Annotated in this window: 13 protein-coding genes; 5 read left to right on the plus strand and 8 right to left on the minus strand. The window is 41.4% G+C overall.

Going from position 1 to position 15,706, the window contains the following annotated elements:
• Positions 1 to 260: 260 nt before the first annotated feature.
• Positions 261 to 677: a hypothetical protein gene (locus IGJ74_RS17150; protein ID WP_242691957.1), complete on the plus strand. Its 417-nt coding sequence runs from the start codon at positions 261 to 263 to the stop codon at positions 675 to 677.
• A 237-nt stretch (positions 678 to 914) separates the two neighbouring features.
• On the opposite strand, the gene IGJ74_RS17155 is transcribed toward IGJ74_RS17150, so the two are convergent.
• The 3 genes from IGJ74_RS17155 to IGJ74_RS17165 all read right to left on the minus strand — a co-directional run bounded on the left by IGJ74_RS17155 (position 915) and on the right by IGJ74_RS17165 (position 4,140).
• A complete protein-coding gene (locus tag IGJ74_RS17155; protein WP_087664503.1) occupies positions 915 to 1,541 on the minus strand; it encodes a helix-turn-helix domain-containing protein in 627 nt (208 codons plus the stop codon).
• 1,279 nt (positions 1,542 to 2,820) lie between these two features.
• Complete coding sequence (locus IGJ74_RS17160) at positions 2,821 to 2,964, minus strand: putative holin-like toxin (RefSeq protein WP_218193506.1); 144 nt, start codon at positions 2,962 to 2,964, stop codon at positions 2,821 to 2,823.
• A 279-nt stretch (positions 2,965 to 3,243) separates the two neighbouring features.
• A complete protein-coding gene (locus IGJ74_RS17165) occupies positions 3,244 to 4,140 on the minus strand; it encodes a LysR family transcriptional regulator (RefSeq protein ID WP_087664502.1) in 897 nt (298 codons plus the stop codon).
• A gap of 116 nt (positions 4,141 to 4,256) precedes the next feature.
• Here IGJ74_RS17165 and IGJ74_RS17170 point away from each other — a divergent pair, with 116 nt between their 5' ends.
• Together IGJ74_RS17170 and IGJ74_RS17175 are read left to right on the plus strand one after the other, a co-directional pair.
• Positions 4,257 to 5,918 carry a malolactic enzyme gene (locus IGJ74_RS17170; protein WP_278014713.1) on the plus strand — a complete coding sequence of 554 codons (1,662 nt, stop codon included), beginning with the start codon at positions 4,257 to 4,259 and terminating at the stop codon, positions 5,916 to 5,918.
• 13 nt (positions 5,919 to 5,931) lie between these two features.
• Positions 5,932 to 7,212: a 2-hydroxycarboxylate transporter family protein gene (locus IGJ74_RS17175; protein ID WP_005230514.1), complete on the plus strand. Its 1,281-nt coding sequence runs from the start codon at positions 5,932 to 5,934 to the stop codon at positions 7,210 to 7,212.
• Between the two features lie 180 nt (positions 7,213 to 7,392).
• Here the strand turns inward: IGJ74_RS17175 and IGJ74_RS17180 are convergent, their stop codons facing one another.
• Positions 7,393 to 8,775 (minus strand): lytic polysaccharide monooxygenase, encoded by a 1,383-nt coding sequence (locus IGJ74_RS17180; protein ID WP_034878234.1) that lies wholly within the window; start codon positions 8,773 to 8,775, stop codon positions 7,393 to 7,395.
• Between the two features lie 276 nt (positions 8,776 to 9,051).
• Positions 9,052 to 10,575 carry a flavocytochrome c gene (locus IGJ74_RS17185; RefSeq protein WP_016613729.1) on the minus strand — a complete coding sequence of 508 codons (1,524 nt, stop codon included), beginning with the start codon at positions 10,573 to 10,575 and terminating at the stop codon, positions 9,052 to 9,054.
• A 481-nt stretch (positions 10,576 to 11,056) separates the two neighbouring features.
• Between IGJ74_RS17185 and IGJ74_RS17190 the strand changes: the two genes are divergently transcribed.
• The gene (locus IGJ74_RS17190) at positions 11,057 to 11,476 is read left to right on the plus strand and encodes a phosphate-starvation-inducible PsiE family protein (RefSeq protein WP_008381850.1); all 420 of its coding nucleotides are present in this window, start codon (positions 11,057 to 11,059) and stop codon (positions 11,474 to 11,476) included.
• A gap of 15 nt (positions 11,477 to 11,491) precedes the next feature.
• Here the strand turns inward: IGJ74_RS17190 and IGJ74_RS17195 are convergent, their stop codons facing one another.
• Positions 11,492 to 13,297 carry a sensor histidine kinase gene (locus IGJ74_RS17195; protein ID WP_016613728.1) on the minus strand — a complete coding sequence of 602 codons (1,806 nt, stop codon included), beginning with the start codon at positions 13,295 to 13,297 and terminating at the stop codon, positions 11,492 to 11,494.
• A gap of 53 nt (positions 13,298 to 13,350) precedes the next feature.
• On the opposite strand from IGJ74_RS17195, the gene IGJ74_RS17200 reads away from it, so the two are divergent.
• Positions 13,351 to 14,067 (plus strand): response regulator transcription factor, encoded by a 717-nt coding sequence (locus IGJ74_RS17200; RefSeq protein WP_087664501.1) that lies wholly within the window; start codon positions 13,351 to 13,353, stop codon positions 14,065 to 14,067.
• Here IGJ74_RS17200 and citG read toward each other — a convergent pair.
• Complete coding sequence (gene citG, locus IGJ74_RS17205; RefSeq protein WP_223347141.1) at positions 14,044 to 14,907, minus strand: triphosphoribosyl-dephospho-CoA synthase CitG; 864 nt, start codon at positions 14,905 to 14,907, stop codon at positions 14,044 to 14,046. The genes IGJ74_RS17200 and citG overlap by 24 nt on opposite strands.
• Positions 14,900 to 15,595, minus strand: a complete 696-nt coding sequence (locus IGJ74_RS17210) for a GntR family transcriptional regulator (RefSeq protein ID WP_005233081.1) — start codon at positions 15,593 to 15,595, stop codon at positions 14,900 to 14,902. Before IGJ74_RS17210 ends, citG begins: the two co-directional genes overlap by 8 nt.
• Positions 15,596 to 15,706: the final 111 nt, after the last annotated feature.

Genomic DNA, 15,706 nt, shown 5'->3' on the forward strand with positions numbered 1-15,706 from the left:
CGATTTTAAAAACACAAAATTTATTTGTTTGCATAATTGGAATTTCACCCTATATAATAGAATAAATAAGATTTATATTATAAAACAAGGAGGGATTTATAATAAAAAAAATCAGTTTAAGTATTTCAGCATTACTAGTACTTATGGCTATAAGGGGATGCACTTCCAGAAATAACAATAACGGAACGAGTAGTTCCAGTATCGAAATAAGTGCTAAAAGTGATTCTGCTACTAATCCTACGGGAGATAGCATCGATAGTATGAGAACTGATGGCGATAACTCGAGGTTTAAAGTAGAACAAAAAGCGGGGCAATCCATTCATATCATGTCTACTAATCTAAAGACTGAAGAAGCAACAGAAATAGTTAATTCGGAATTTGTAAATGACTCTCAAAGCAGAGAATTAGAATTGACTTTTACCTCTCAAAACAATAAATTTGAAGTCTCCTTATCGGTTTCAGGTAGTGAAGAATTATCTGATACCAGTACTTTTACGGCTGATCAAAAATATGTTGCATTCATCCCCTATAGTTCTGAAGAAAAAAATAAGTTAGGTGTTTTCGTAATGAGTAATGATCAGAAGATTATTACTGATATAAAAAATGATTTGGATAATATAACTAAATATATGGAAGGTGATTCAGATTTTTACGAACAATCGATAGAGGTACAATAGATTAGTATCTCCCGTCCTAGCATAGTTTATTAGATCAGATGTTAAATTTGTAATATTAAGTTGATCAAAATAAAGAGTGCCCAGATAATAACTCTGGACACTCTTTATTTTGTGGGTAAAACAACCTTTGGGTTTACAATACACTCTATTAAATAAGGGGAAGATTTTCATAGGTTGACATTACCTTGATACTCTCACGTGCACTATATGTTCGTTAAGTAATACTCAACGAGAGAATTAGTTAGTTACAGTTCCTGTTTCTAAATCGATGGTATAATTCGTGTTTTTAATTTTGATAGTTTGCTTATCAAATAGAAAATCATTAGGAATTTCTAAATTCACTCTCTTCTTTGGATTAAAAATAGCTTGTAGCTGTATCCTTTTCGAGACTTCAATAATCCCCTTTCCATCCTCTAGATCCGGATAATATTCCCAGATTTCAGGTTGTTCAAATACATTGAGATTCAATTGAACCTCAACATTAGTGTGATCCTTTGATTTAGTAACAGTAACAGAATCTACATCGTCTTTACCAATATCCATTGAGGGAGAAAAATAGTTTAAAACAAATATAGAAATTAATAAGGTTAAACAAAGTGTCGCTATTTTCCATCCTTTGTATTTTTTTGACATATTAACCTTTTGTGCGAAATCTTTTACCATTACAGAATCACCTCGTAAAATTTCATCTAAGGAAAATTCAAAAAAAATGCTAAGTTCTACAAGAGTATCTATATTAGGGTATGATAATTCATTTTCCCAACGAGAAACAGTTTGACGTGTAACATTAAACTGCTTCGCAATATCTTCTTGTGTTAAATTTAAATCAGTTCTCTTTTGGCGTAACATTTTTCCGATTTCCATAAATAAAGTTTATCCTCCAAGGGTTCGTTTGTTTAGCAATTGCCATTTAACAATTGATTTTGTAAAACATAAATTGCTCTAATTATTTTATTGTACCTGTAAACGAGTAAGAATTGTTTATCAAGTTACCATTATAAAATTGAGCATACCAAGTTGTACTAGATTTAATTCCATTCCAGGTTACTGTCCGGCTTTTCCCTGCTTTGACAGAAAAAGAAATATACGTTGTACTACTATTTTTACACTTTATATCTATAACATTTTTTCCTGTATTACTAATCGATACGGTATAAGAAGTTTTTCCTTTGAATGTATAAGAAGAATACACGTATCCCCCTCGATCACTACTTCCACTAAGGGAATATTTACCTTTGGAGGCTATATTCCAATTGCTACTTGGCACATTAGCTCCTCTAGTCAACCCAGGGATAGTTATGCCAATATTTTCAATTGGTTGATCGCTTAAATCGGCATCCGTTTCAACATCACTAATAATTTCAATTCCCTCAGAAACCCAAATCTCTGATTCTTCAGCTGAAGCTGCTACACCCCATTAATACAGATAGAACAGCTGCAATCCCTAAAATAATTTTCTTCACAATGATCATCTCCGATTTTTTCTGATTACTATATCAGTCAAGTAGGATTATACATTGTGTTCGACAAAACAGGCACGCAATTATCATGTTACATCCCTGAAAACATGCTATTCTACCGTATTCGTCTTTCTATTTGTTGCCCCTCATCTTTTCATGGGAGGGACCCACTCTTCTAAAGATTCGACTTTTCCACCAGCCTCTTCGATCTATCTTTTTTGCTTTTGCACGATAAGGTTAACTATTTTAGTAATTCCTTGAAAATAAGAGGTCAGTATTCTGGTAATCCTATTGATTTATAGGCTGATCGATTTCATCGTAAATTTTACCATAACTTAATACCGACTGAATAACTGAACTTAGATTTTGTTATGTGTTTCTGAACACAATAATTAAGACTAATGAATAAAACTGTAGTCTACGATAAATCACTTTCTTGATCAACTTGTAACCAAGTGATACGCCAAAGCGACCAATCGTTGCTCCCCACCACTTAGGAGGACAAAAAAATAGACGTGCAAAGCACGTCTATAGCGTCAATGATTGATATCTTACTGAAATCTTGCTATAATTACTGTGTAAAGAGGAGTTGCGTCAACAACTCCCCTACAGCACCGTTTAAGACGGTGGCAAGTTTTATATTATTTTAGTAATCAGTCAACTCGCCAAAGTTTAGTGACTGGTTACTTTTTTTTGTCGTTTTTTGCTGCAGTTAGGATGCCAAAGATAATCGTTGCGATTAAATAACCGAAACTAATCATTAGCCCTAATGCTTCAGCTACAGACAAAAGGCTTCTCCTTTCTAAAGAGTTAGCACTTACTTTCATAAGCACCACCACCTTTCAAAAGATAGCCACCGTCACAAACTTTACTGTCCTACTATTATACCAAAAATCCACGTTAAAAACCGATAGTTATCAAGGTTTTTAGCGTTTTTTCATGCGATAAGAACGGTCTAAGTAAAGGGATTTTTTTCTAGTTTCATCGGTTAAAGGAACCATCCATTTGTTTTTTTCCACGTTGAAAGATCCCTTTTATTTCAGCAGCTCAAGCACACATACCGACACCATTTTTTCTCTGACCTTACCTCAAGAAATCCCCATTCCTCATCCTTCATCCTCCCAGGACAGCTCATCCAAGATCCTAATCAACTTTTGAACCTCTTGATTCAACATCGCACTCTTTAAATAGGCATATTGAATATAAAAAATTTCCTTATCTTCAAGGACTAACGGTATTTTCACTAAGCCTTCCATTTCTTGAAACACAGGAAATTCGGTCATCAAGGTAATGCCGATATTGGAACTGACCAGCTGGCCAATCGTCTGGACGTCTGAAAAATAAAAGGGGACTTCCGGCTTCTTCTTTGATTTCTCACTTAAATTCTGAAAAGCGCGCATGTGGGTATAGCCTTTTTCCAATAGGATAAAGGGATATTCGGCAGCTTCTTCAAATGAGATTTCCTTTTTCTTAGCTAATGGATTTTCTTTTGACACAAAAATAAAAAACTCTTGCTGATGCAATAATTTCACTTGCAGATTCGGGTGGACGAGGGGATTGACACTGCCCAGCAAGCTAAAATCGATTTTTCCCGATAATAGTTTTGAAAGCAATTCATTCGATCCCCCAGATACCAAGTGAAATTTCGAAATAAAGCGGATGATCTCTTTTTCATCTAAGAGTTTTGAAAAGACTTTGGAACGAATGATCGGTGGCAGGCCGATGTGGGTGCGGTTGTTTTTGGCATGGTCGATGGCTCTGTCTAAGGTCACAAATTCATCTAAGATATATTGCGCATGAGCCTTCAAAATTTCCCCTTCCGTGGTCAATGAGATGGAGCGATGTGAGGCTTCTCGCACGATCAAATCACAGCCATAATGCTCTTCCAAGCGTTTGACAGCGTAGCTGACGGTTGGTTGACTGACCGCAAATTTATGCGCCACTTGGGTAAAAGAAAGCATATCTGCCAAAGCGTTAAAGTATTCTAAATCTCGTATATTCATCGTCTGATTCCTCCCTTAACCGGTTTAAACTAGCAGCGGTTTTGTTATAAATAATTTTTATTATACCACCGATAGTTGACTATAATTCTGTCTGAGGATTAAAGTAGCTAATGGAAATGAACGAGTACTCAAAATATATCCATTGGAGGAACATAATGAAAGCACATGACATTTTAAATAACCCATTTTTAAACAAAGGAACCGCGTTTACACAAGAAGAACGAAAAGAACTAGGGTTGATCGGTTTATTGCCCCCACACGTGCAAACGATCGAAGAACAAGCAGAACAAGCTTATTTGCAATATGTCACCAAAGAATCAGACATTGAAAAACGTCACTTTTTAATGGAAATCTTTAATACCAATCGGACATTGTTCTACTATTTGTTCAATCAACATATCGTTGAATTCAATCCGATCGTCTATGATCCAACGATTGCTGATACCATTGAAAATTACAGCCGCCTATTCGTTGATCCTCAATATGCAGCATACTTAGATATCAATCATCCAGAGAACATCGAAGAAACGTTGAAAAATGCCGCTGGCGATCGGGACATTCGCTTGATCGTAGCCACTGACGCTGAAGGGATTCTTGGGATTGGTGACTGGGGTGTCCAAGGTGTCGATATTTCTGTCGGTAAATTGATGATTTATACAGCAGCTGCTGGGATCGACCCTGCTTCTGTTTTACCAATCGTGATCGATGCTGGCACGAACCGAAAAGAATTGTTAGAGGATCATTTGTATCTAGGCAATCGTCAAGAACGTGTCTACGGTGATGCCTACTACCAATTCATCGATCAATTTGTTCAAACGGCAGAATCATTGTTCCCTAAACTTTACTTGCATTGGGAAGACTTTGGCCGTTCAAATGCTGCAACGATTTTGGACAAATACAAACAATCGATTCCAACTTTCAATGATGATATCCAAGGAACGGGAATCGTTGTACTGGGCGGTATCTTCGGCGCATTAGATATTACAGGTGAAAAATTAACGGATCAAGTCTACTTATGTTATGGCGGTGGTTCCGCTGGTGCCGGGATTGCCAGCCGTGTCCATGCCGAAATGGTCAGCGAAGGTCTTTCAGAAGAAGAAGCCTACAATCATTTCTTTATGGTTGACAAACAAGGGCTTTTGTTCGATGATATGTCCGATTTGACTCCTGCACAAAAACCATTTGCCAAAAAACGGGCTGACTTTGCCAATGCTGGCGATATGACGCAATTGATCAATGTCATTAAAGTCGCAAAACCAACGATTTTGGTCGGTACTTCAACCAATGCCGGTGCCTTTACCAAAGAAGTTGTGGAAGCGATGTGTGAAAACACAGCTCGTCCAGTGATTTTCCCTATCTCGAATCCAACCAAAAAATTAGAAGCAACGGCTGAACAAGTAATCGAATGGTCTGATGGAAAAGCCTTTGTGGCAACCGGTGTCCCTTCAGGAACGATCCAATACAAAGGGGTCGACTACCAAATCGGTCAAGCAAACAACGCCTTGATCTATCCTGGTCTAGGGTTAGGTATGTTGGCTTCAGAAGCCTCTCTCTTGACCGACGAAATGATTGGTGCCGCTGCTCACTCATTAAGTGGTTTGGTTGATTTGAGCCAACCTGGTGCACCTGTTCTTCCACCATTTGAATACGTTGCGGACGTTTCTATCAAAGTGGCTGAAGCAGTTGCCAATAAAGCAAAAGAACAAGGACTAGCCCAAGCGCAAGAAACCGATATGGCAAAAGCTGTCCAAAATCTTAAATGGTATCCAACATACTAGGAAGGTCTGAAAAATGAATAAATTAAAAACGATGACGATTTCGGGAATTAGTCTTCCCTTGTATCTCTTTTTCATGGTTGTCATATTCAGTGCGATTGCCTTAGACAAGTTGCCATTAAATATGGTCGGGATCACCATTTTACTGGTTGCCTTAGGACACCTGCTGTATTTCATTGGGGAAAAACTCCCGATCATGAATTCTTATCTTGGCGGTGGGTCAGTTTTTACCCTGCTTGGTGCCACTCTTTTAGCCTCCTTCCATCTCGTACCCACGAAAGTCATTGACGCGGTCAGTGACTTCATGGGGGGCGGTTTTGGCTTTCTTGATTTCTATATTGCCGCTTTGATTTGCGGCTCGATTTTAGGTATGAACCGTAATTTGTTGGTGAAAGCTTCTACGAAATTCATTCCCGTTGCTTTGATCACTATGGTAGTAGGCTTTTTCTCCGTCGGCCTTGTCGGTATGCTGCTAGGCAATGGATTCGCTGATTCGGTGATGTATGTGTCTCTACCAATGATGTCTGGCGGGATGGGGGCGGGAATCACCCCACTTTCACAAATTTATGCTGATGGCTTGGCAAACGGCAATCAAGCCGCCATCTTTTCTCAATTAGCGCCAGCAGTTACTTTCGGGAATATTCTTGCCATTATTGGTGCTTTATTTATCGCAAAGGCCTTTGCTAAAACCAAATACAATGGCCATGGCACCCTGATCAATGCCACGAAAGAAGAATTAGAAAAACCAAAAATAACGCTTGATGCCCAACAAATCGGGGTCGGGATGTTGTTTTCCTTTTCACTGTTGGTCGTTGGTGCGATTTTAAGCGACTTTTTCCCTAAAATTCACGAGTATGCCTTTATGATCGTGATTGTCTTTATTCTGAAAGCCTTGAATATTGTCCCTAAGAAACTCGAAGATTCTGTGGTGATGTTCAACAATGTTGTAATGACGAATTTGACCCACGCAGTCTTGGCGGGGATTGGTTTGGCATTGATCGATCTGTCAACACTGGCCTCTGCCTTTACTTGGCAATTTGTCGTGCTTTGCCTAACCAGTGTCGTATCTATGGGGGCTGCCAGCTGGTTCTTCGGGATGGTATTAGGGATGTACCCCGTTGAAACCGCAATTGGCGCCGGTATGATCAACAACTCGATGGGGGGAACAGGTAATATCGCTGTATTGTCTGCCTCTGATAGAATGGAAATGATTGCTTTTGCCCAAATGGCCAACCGTTTATGCGGTGCGATCGTGCTGATTCTAGGTGGAATCTTGATCCGTTTCTTCTATTCTTGATCTAAAACAAAAAACAGGTGCTGCTACGCATGATGCATAGCAGCACCTGTTTTTGCATTCCTCAAACGAATTCGTCCAATTGGTTGCACGAATCGAACAAAGATTCAGCCATTCACTCATAAAAGAGCCAAAAAGAGCAGTGCCACCGCACTGCTCTTGCTTTACTGATTCATTCAAGGGTTACAGCTTCTTAAACAAGGTTGGTGCTTGATCTGGAGACCAAGTGGTGTCCCCGTAATTTGAGTGGGTGTTAATCACGACATAATTGCTGCCTTTATGGCTCACGATTTCACCACTTGTATACACTTCTGGTGCAGAGAATGTACCTAGTTTCCACACACGGTATTCTGACTCCCCGCCTCCAGGTGTTTCAGTTTCTTCTTTGGCATTGGTTTTCACGCTCAGCTGGTTACTGAAAGCGGATTGTTCGCCCGTTTTGCTGATTGCTTTGATTTGGTAATTGTAGGTTGTATCCGCTGCTAGATTCGTGTCTTCATAGGTTGTTCCTGTGGCCGTAGCAATTTTGACGCCATTGCGGTAAACATCATATCCAGCGATCCCATTTGTATGAGTCGATGCTTGCCACATTAAGGAAACGCTGCTGTCTGTCACGCTCATTTGATGCAGGTTGCCTGGTGTCGAAGGTGTTTCGACTTGATTGTCTGCTGAGGTAGTCACTTTCACTGCAGCACTTTTTTCTGAAACTAACGCAGTAAAGCCGACTGCTTCTACTTGATAGCTATAGGTTGTGTTGGCTTTTAATTGTGTGTCGGTAAAAGTTGGCTCAGTAGTCGTTGCCACTAAGGCACCATCGCGATACACGTTGTATTCTTTCGCATCGGTTTGACCGTTCCATGCTAAAGCCACCGTGCTGCTAGTCACTCGTTCTGAGCGGACATTTGCTGGTGCTGCTGGTTTTTCGGGAATGACCGTTGAGCCGGAAACGTTGACGTCGATCACGTTATAAAAGGCATTTGGCGTATCTGCAACATCCCAGACCGCTAAAATGACATGGTAACCGAGACGATTTTCTGGAATGGTAATGGTATGACTTGGGCTATTGCTGGCAGCCGAACCATCGTGATTCACAGTAGCGATCAATTCCAAGCTATCTCTTGAAAGTGGCGCGTTTTGATCCCAACCTGGTTTCGTGATATAGTAATGCCATTTTGTGGTCTTGTGAGGCGCTGTATAATGCCAATTGACCCGCAATGGTCCTTGATTGATGTCTTGTTTGGTCCAACGATTGGTTCCTTGTTCATCAAGAACAAAGTCCCCGATTTGTCCGAGTCCACCATCTGCCGAAGCGATGCGACCATCTACTGGTCCTGCTTCTGGAAAGCCTTTTTTAGTTTCCAATGATTGTGGGTTTGAAATGACATTGCCATATTTCTCAAACGCAGCGCTCCACCCTAACGTATTGCGATCCAAAGACCCTTGATAGCCCCGACTGACCGGTGATTCCACATAACCATGAGCAAATACTTGTTTCCCCGTGAAGAACAAGCTCCCTCCAAGTAAGATTGCCACCCCGACCGACCATTTTACCAATGCGTTTTTCATACTCTGCCTCCTAAAATTTTTTATCATCGAATAAACCAATCCTATCCGTTTATTCCTTGATTCCGATTCATTGAAAAGCAAACCCTACATATATAAATAGTTTATTTATATATGTATGATAAACGACTTAATCATTATAAGATTATAATGACTAGTTTTCCGTCCTTTCAGTTAGAAATACAAAAAACTTGAAACGATTCTCCTCCTAATCACTTAAGAGGATTCGTTCCAAGTTACTTTCTTTATAGACGATCTTTTTTAGGAAAAAACAGCCGCTTATTTCCCGTTTTCTTTCACATAGTCAGAGGATTGCGCGCCTGCTTGGCGACCAAAGACCATAATGTCGGCTACAGCATTGCCGCCGATTCGATTTTGTCCGTGGATACCGCCGGTCACTTCACCTGCTGCATACAAGCCAGTGATTGGTGTGCCATCTTCTTTCAACACTTGGGTCTTCGTATTGATCTTGACGCCGCCCATTGTATGGTGGATCCCAGGTGCAATTTGAATCGCATAGAATGGCCCTTCCGTCAAATCATAGTCCATCGCCGTTTCACGACCGAAATCTTTGTCGGCTTTGTCTGCCACTGCTTGGTTCCATGTATCTAAAGTTTTCTTCAAGGTTGCTGGATCGACATCGATTTTTTCAGCTAACGCTTCGATGGTGTCAGCTTCTACCACTACACCTTGTTCTTTGTAGTAATCGACTTGTTTGGCTCTACCTGCTAACGCATTGTCAAAAATCAAGTAGGCATAGCTTTCTGGCAGATCTGTGATGGCAGCTGAAACATTGTCGCGGGTTTCTAATTCATTGTAGAAACGTTCTCCTTGTTGGTTCACCAAAATGGCGCCTTCTCCACGAACGGTTTCACTGATCAACATACCTGTATCTTGAACCACTGTTGGATGGACTTGGATTTGATCCATATCAACCGTTGCGCCGCCTAATTCTTCGATCATCTTGATACCATCGCCTGTACTTCCTTCAGAAGTCGTGCTGACATAGCCTTTCAGATCTGGACGATATTTTTCGATCAGTTCTTTGTTGGAGCCAAAACCACCAGTAGTAACAACCACTGCATCACCAGCGATTTCTTTTTCTTCGCCATTGATTTTCACGTTGACGCCAGTGACTTTGCCGTCTGTTTCATTGATTTTTGTCACATCAGCATTTACAAACAAAGGAATTTCTTGCTCATGAATGTTTCTCAACAGGCCATCCACCAAATACGTACCGACTGCTGAACCGTCGTGAGGACGATGGATCCGTTTTACACTGGCACCACCGCTATAGCTGATATTGTCTAAAGTGATCCCCATTGAATCCAACCAATCAATCGCTGAAGCAGAGTTGTCTACTAAATAATGTAGCAATTCTTGATCGTTGGTTCCTTTACCACCTTTAAGGGTATCTTCAAAAAATTGTTCATTCGAATCTTCAATACCTTGGGCTTCTTGGAATTTGGTTTCTGATGCGTTCATTCCGCCAGAAGATTTCAAGGTATTTCCGCCTGCGATCGGCATTTTTTCTAAAATGACTGGATTCATTCCAGCATCTTTAGCCGACAAGGCTGCTGCCATCCCTGCACCGCCAGCACCAACGATGACGATATCATATTGATCTTTTAACTCTGCTGGATCGGTATACTCTTGTTGGGAAGCACCTGAAGTGACTTCACTTTCTGAAGAAGAGCTTGACGCACTGCTGCTGGCTTTTGTTCCGCCATCGGCACCACATGCACTAAGCAACAATAATGAGGCTGCCCCAATCACCCATTTTGACCATCCACTTTTTTTCATTTGTTTCCCTCCGTTTTTCTTTTTGCCCTTTTCTCCTCACTGATCCCCGTCATATATGATGAGAAAAGAAGCATTTTTCTTGCGAACCCCGCTTAACTTGTTACTTTATTAACAATGGTAAACATCTTGCGATCGGACTATTTTTCTATTCGATAGCGATAAAAACATTGTTTAAGCAACATTTCAACAGAGTTCTATTTTATTTAACCATTGTAACAAAAAAAGAAACTAAGTGTCTCGTAATAATTTGTGTATATTTTAACTATTAATTCTCATCTTTTTCTAATTTTATCGGAAAAAGATACTATATTTTCCTCGCTAATTTCTGCTATTCAAAGCTGCCACAAAGGTCCCGCTCATAGAATGACCGTTAAGTTCGCGGTCAAAAAGATATTGCCGCGATTGTTCTTTCACTGTTCTTTTCCCTTTGTCCTGCGCCTTCTTTTGTATAATAAAAGAAAAAGCAGAAATGGAGTGGCAAATGGAAAAATTGACCCGGATGTTCGAGCGAGTGATCAGTATCTGTATTGATAGCATGTTAGCGATCTTAGTCGTTGTCGTCTTGATTTTTATGGGAAAAGCGATTTTTATGATCAGCACGACGCTCTTTCCTTTAAGTGAAGCGCCCCACCTGTCCTTTTTGATTGAAGAAATTGCCACGTTATTCATTTTGTTAGAAATCATTTTGATGTTGCTGCGGTATATGAAGGACGGACACCATATTCCCGTCCGTTACTTGATTTTGATCAGTATTACTGCGATTTTGCGCGAGCTATTGCTGACGCAAGGCATGGCGAACGATGCCCTATTTTTTGCTCTAGCGATTTTTGTCTTGGTACTGGTCTTGCTAGTCCTGCAAAAAATCAATGCCTTCCAGCATGCCCAAGAAAAAGACCACTGAAACCATCCCATTGGATCAGTTGGGTTCAGTGGCTTTTTCGGGATCAGTTAGAGGAATACCAATATAAAAGGTGGTTCCTTTAGGCGTACTTGTAACATCGATCAACCAGTCGTTTTTTTCCACGATCGAAGAGACAGTAAAGAGTCCTAGACCAGTACCGCCAGTGGCACTCTTGGTCGTGAAGAAGCGGGTAAAGATTTTTTCTTGGATCGCTTCTGGTATGCCGGGACCGTTGTCGACGATTTCGATCAAAGCAAACTCCTGTTGTGCGGAGAAAGCTTGCTTACGAAATGGAAAGGTGGCGCTTTCTGTCGAAGTGCGACTCAATCGAATGCTGCAATCGGCATTTGCTTGGTACACATTCATCAACAAATTGTAAATGATGACTTGCAGATCGATCTTCTCGTAGACGGCATATCCTACTTCTTGGATATCATACGTAAGGGAAAAGGCTTTTGGCAACAGTGCGCGCATAGTATCGATGGCTTCTGTCAAGGTAGTAGCGATCGACTGCACAGTTTTATCGGCACTTTCGAGTTTCGAAAAACGCAGCACATTGCTGGATAACTCTTTGCCTTTTTCCGCCGCTTTGCAGACTTCTTGCAAGTCCTCCACTAAGACTTCATCGTGTTGGTTTTCCTCGATCAGCAATTGCAGATGACCAATCATAGGCGTCAAAAAGTTGTTTAGGTCATGGACGATTGAGGTCGTTAGCAAGCCAATGGTTTCCAGTTTTGATTCTTGCAAAATGTTTTTTTCGATTTCGTGCTTTTCTTTTAACAGCCGTTGTCGTTCTTTCAATGCTTGGTTTTCGACATAGGCTTGATTGCGTTTCATGTAGTTTTTGATCAGTACGGTCAATAAAATCATAATGACAAACAACAAACCCAGCAGGCCGATCAAAATCAAGTTGTCTTGTAAGAAGAGACCGCTTTGCTCCAAAAAATCGGCATTGCTGGCGACGATCAGCCGACTGTCGCCGATGGTGATCCATTGATAAGCAGCCAATTTCAGCACTTTTTGCAGTGTTTCTTCGTTCCACCAATAAGAATAATAGACGGAGGTGCCTTCTTCATTGTCGATTTGTTCTTGCTCCAAGCGCTCAAGATCGGTGAAATCCAGCTCTGGAAATTCTTTTTTGCGGCTCTCAACGATGGAAAAACCAATTTGTTCGTCCGATGGGTGCATAACGATCCGCATATCGGCGTTTTTGACCATCGTATAGCCGGAAACATTGCGATCGGTGGTAAATTCATGATGATACATGCGCTGCAGATTCAAAGGCATCACAAGAACCGCTTCTTTGTCGTCAAGGGTTAGGGACTGATACACATTTAAATAGGCCTCTTTACCATCGAAATAGACTTGCCCATTTTGTACCTGCCGACCCGCCAATACTTTGTCTAAGGATGGATCTTTAAATAACAGTTCCTGCATCGTTGGATCTTGTGGTTTATTTATAGACGTTGCGGTATTTTGGGCGATGACCTGACCTTGTTGGTCGATCAAAAACAATCCGACCATGGCATTGTTCGCGGAATTGATCACTGGTAACGTTAAGGGGCGCTGCAAATCAGCCAAGGCGGCACCTTCGAGGTGGTCATCGGCATAATTGGCAAGAGCCATGTGGTACGATTCGATACTACGGCTGATCAGCTTGATCGCCGCTTGGTTGACCGTTTCTAACTGCCGCAACCCGACGGTTTCAGCTTGTCTTTGTGCGCTTTTATAACTTGTAAAGGTAAAAATAAGTCCAATCAATGTAATGAATAAGGTAGCGACCACGCTTAAATACAGCCAAAACTTTGATGGCGGTTTCATTGTAAACCCCTTTCATATTTACTATAATACTATTGATACAGGAGGCGGATATTTTGCGAGATGAAAAAATTTTAATCGTTGATGATGACCCTGCTATTCGGCGGCTGATTTGGAAATCTTTACAATCGACGGGCATTTTGATCTACCAGACTGATTCCGTTGAAAAAACGATTGCGATCAATTCTCGTGTCAGCTTTGATCTTTTTTTACTGGATATCAGTTTGGAGCATGAAAATGACGGCTATCATTTGGCACAACTGATTCGAGAAGAAAACCCCACGGTGCCGATCGTCTTTTTGAGCGGTAAAAGTGACGAAAAAGATATGATCAACGGCTATGAGATCGGTGCCGATCACTACATTACGAAGCCTTTTTCACCGGCACTCTTAAAAGCACAAATCGTTTCGATTCTTGATCGCCGCAAAGTGCTGCGAGAAAAAGGGATCGCCAAACCGGAAGGGGATCTGTGCAGCGGCATGTTTCGTTTTGACCAAAAACGCTATCAGTTTTTCAAAAATGACCAGCCCATCAAGTTATCTTCAAAAGAAATCATGCTGATGCGCTTTTTCATGGAAAATCCGGATCAAGTGTTCTCGAAAGAACAGATTTACAGCAATGTTTGGCAAGATGGCCAATTCGATGCCAATACCGTGATGGTTTTTATCAATCATCTGCGAAACAAAATTGAAGATGAGCCGAAGCAAGCCCGTTTTTTGAAAACCGTTTGGGGGATCGGCTATACCTTTTTACCAGAAGGAGACGCCTTCTAGCTGCAAGAAATAAAGGGCCAAGGCTAAAAGATCCGCCGAGCCGCCGGGACTCAAATGGCGTGCGATCAACAATTGATCATAGGTCGTTAATTCACGAAGCAAGTCTGTATCCGACAGATTGGCTTGGTGAATTTTTTGCATTTCCTGCTGCACGGTCTTCATCGCCTCGTAGCCGCCTCGGTGGACGAGGTTGCTGTCTTCGGTTTCACTCATTAGATAGACCAACCCTCGCAACAAGGAAACGGAGGTTTTTTGTGGTTGCTGCCGTAAGTACTCCAGCAGTTTTTTAACCGTTGGATAACCAGCTGCGGCTTCTCCACGAATCCCCATCGTGCCGTAGGTTAAATAATTTTTTTCTCCGTAAGACAACTGGTCTTTGTGGGTGATTTGCTGCAGGTCTTGCTTGACCAAATGCTGGCAGATGTCGGCGGCAAGCTGCAGGATCTGATTAGTATCTTCAGCCGTCAGCACAGCCTTGTCATGCTGTTGATAATAGACTCCTGTCGCCCCCAACAAAACTGCAAAGGAAAAGTTCGCCCCTTTGTGGGTATTGATGCCTTTGGTTGCCTGAAGCATCGCTTCTTCTGCTTCTTGACCGATCCCACGTAACTGGTCAAACAGCTGGATCAGGGCGCCTGTATGGGCAAAGCCAGCTTGGCTATAGCGCTGAAAAAAAGGCGCCAAACAAGTGATACTGTTGATAAAGGTAAACACATTCATGTCCTGATGCGCACCAGAGGAGCAAGGATCTACTAAACCAGGCTTGGGTGCTAACGCTACCTCATAATGCAGCGCATTGACTGCATAGCTGCTGGCGATAAAAAGACGGGAATCAGTCAATTTTTCTTCGCTCCATTTCAGCAAGAATAAATTGCAGGGAGTGATCCAAATGTTCATGGGTCAACAACGTGATCTGTTCCGTGTCATTGGTTCTCATGCCGCGATAAATCAGCCAATGTTCCGCCAATGCCGCATCCCTTCTTCTAGAAGAGCGAATCGCAATGTCACGAAAATACACGAGGTACGCTTGCAGATCCAGCACGATACTTTTTAACCGCAGCATCTGGCTTTTTTCGTAAATAAACGCATTGAAGTCAGAAAAGTTTTTCAAGACCCCATCCACATCATCCTCACGATTCAGCTGTTCGCCATGTTCTAACAAGCAGCGCATCTCCCGGAAATCCTCCTCACTCATCAAGGCCATTGCTTTGATAGTCGCCAATGTATCCAATGATTTGCGGATATCGTAAATCTCATAAGCATCTTTGATACTGATCCCTTTTACGACGATGCCGATTTTTGGTACGTGTTCCACCAGTTTTTCAGCCACCAGCTGAGTCATGGCGTAACGAATTGGGGTCCGGCTGATGTTTAACGTATCGGAAAATTCTTTCTCATTGATGCGAGAGCCTGCAGGAATGTCTCCTAAAATGATGGTTTTTTTGAACGCTTCATAGATCAAATCTTTTAATGGTTTATTTTTGGTCAGATCCAGATTTTTATTTACTGCATCAATAATTGGATTCATGATTTACTCCTATCATACTAAAAACAAATGAGATTTTTGGGAAAAAATAGATATATCGATAAACAAGGAAAACTACCGAGCAAAATGGCAGCCTGCTCGATAGTTTCTTTA

It is taken from the genome of Enterococcus sp. AZ009 (assembly GCF_050548785.1).
Classification (GTDB): domain Bacteria; phylum Bacillota; class Bacilli; order Lactobacillales; family Enterococcaceae; genus Enterococcus_D; species Enterococcus_D entomosocium.

Excerpts from the sequence above, each read along its gene's own strand:
- IGJ74_RS17150 (WP_242691957.1), top strand. The coding sequence starts at position 261 with ATGAGAACTGATGGCGATAACTCGAGGTTTAAAGTAGAACAAAAAGCG.
- IGJ74_RS17155 (WP_087664503.1), bottom strand. The coding sequence starts at position 1,541 with ATGGAAATCGGAAAAATGTTACGCCAAAAGAGAACTGATTTAAATTTA.
- IGJ74_RS17160 (WP_218193506.1), bottom strand. The coding sequence starts at position 2,964 with ATGAAAGTAAGTGCTAACTCTTTAGAAAGGAGAAGCCTTTTGTCTGTA.
- IGJ74_RS17165 (WP_087664502.1), bottom strand. The coding sequence starts at position 4,140 with ATGAATATACGAGATTTAGAATACTTTAACGCTTTGGCAGATATGCTT.
- IGJ74_RS17170 (WP_278014713.1), top strand. The coding sequence starts at position 4,257 with ATGAACGAGTACTCAAAATATATCCATTGGAGGAACATAATGAAAGCA.
- IGJ74_RS17175 (WP_005230514.1), top strand. The coding sequence starts at position 5,932 with ATGAATAAATTAAAAACGATGACGATTTCGGGAATTAGTCTTCCCTTG.
- IGJ74_RS17180 (WP_034878234.1), bottom strand. The coding sequence starts at position 8,775 with ATGAAAAACGCATTGGTAAAATGGTCGGTCGGGGTGGCAATCTTACTT.
- IGJ74_RS17185 (WP_016613729.1), bottom strand. The coding sequence starts at position 10,575 with ATGAAAAAAAGTGGATGGTCAAAATGGGTGATTGGGGCAGCCTCATTA.
- IGJ74_RS17190 (WP_008381850.1), top strand. The coding sequence starts at position 11,057 with ATGGAAAAATTGACCCGGATGTTCGAGCGAGTGATCAGTATCTGTATT.
- IGJ74_RS17195 (WP_016613728.1), bottom strand. The coding sequence starts at position 13,297 with ATGAAACCGCCATCAAAGTTTTGGCTGTATTTAAGCGTGGTCGCTACC.
- IGJ74_RS17210 (WP_005233081.1), bottom strand. The coding sequence starts at position 15,595 with ATGAATCCAATTATTGATGCAGTAAATAAAAATCTGGATCTGACCAAA.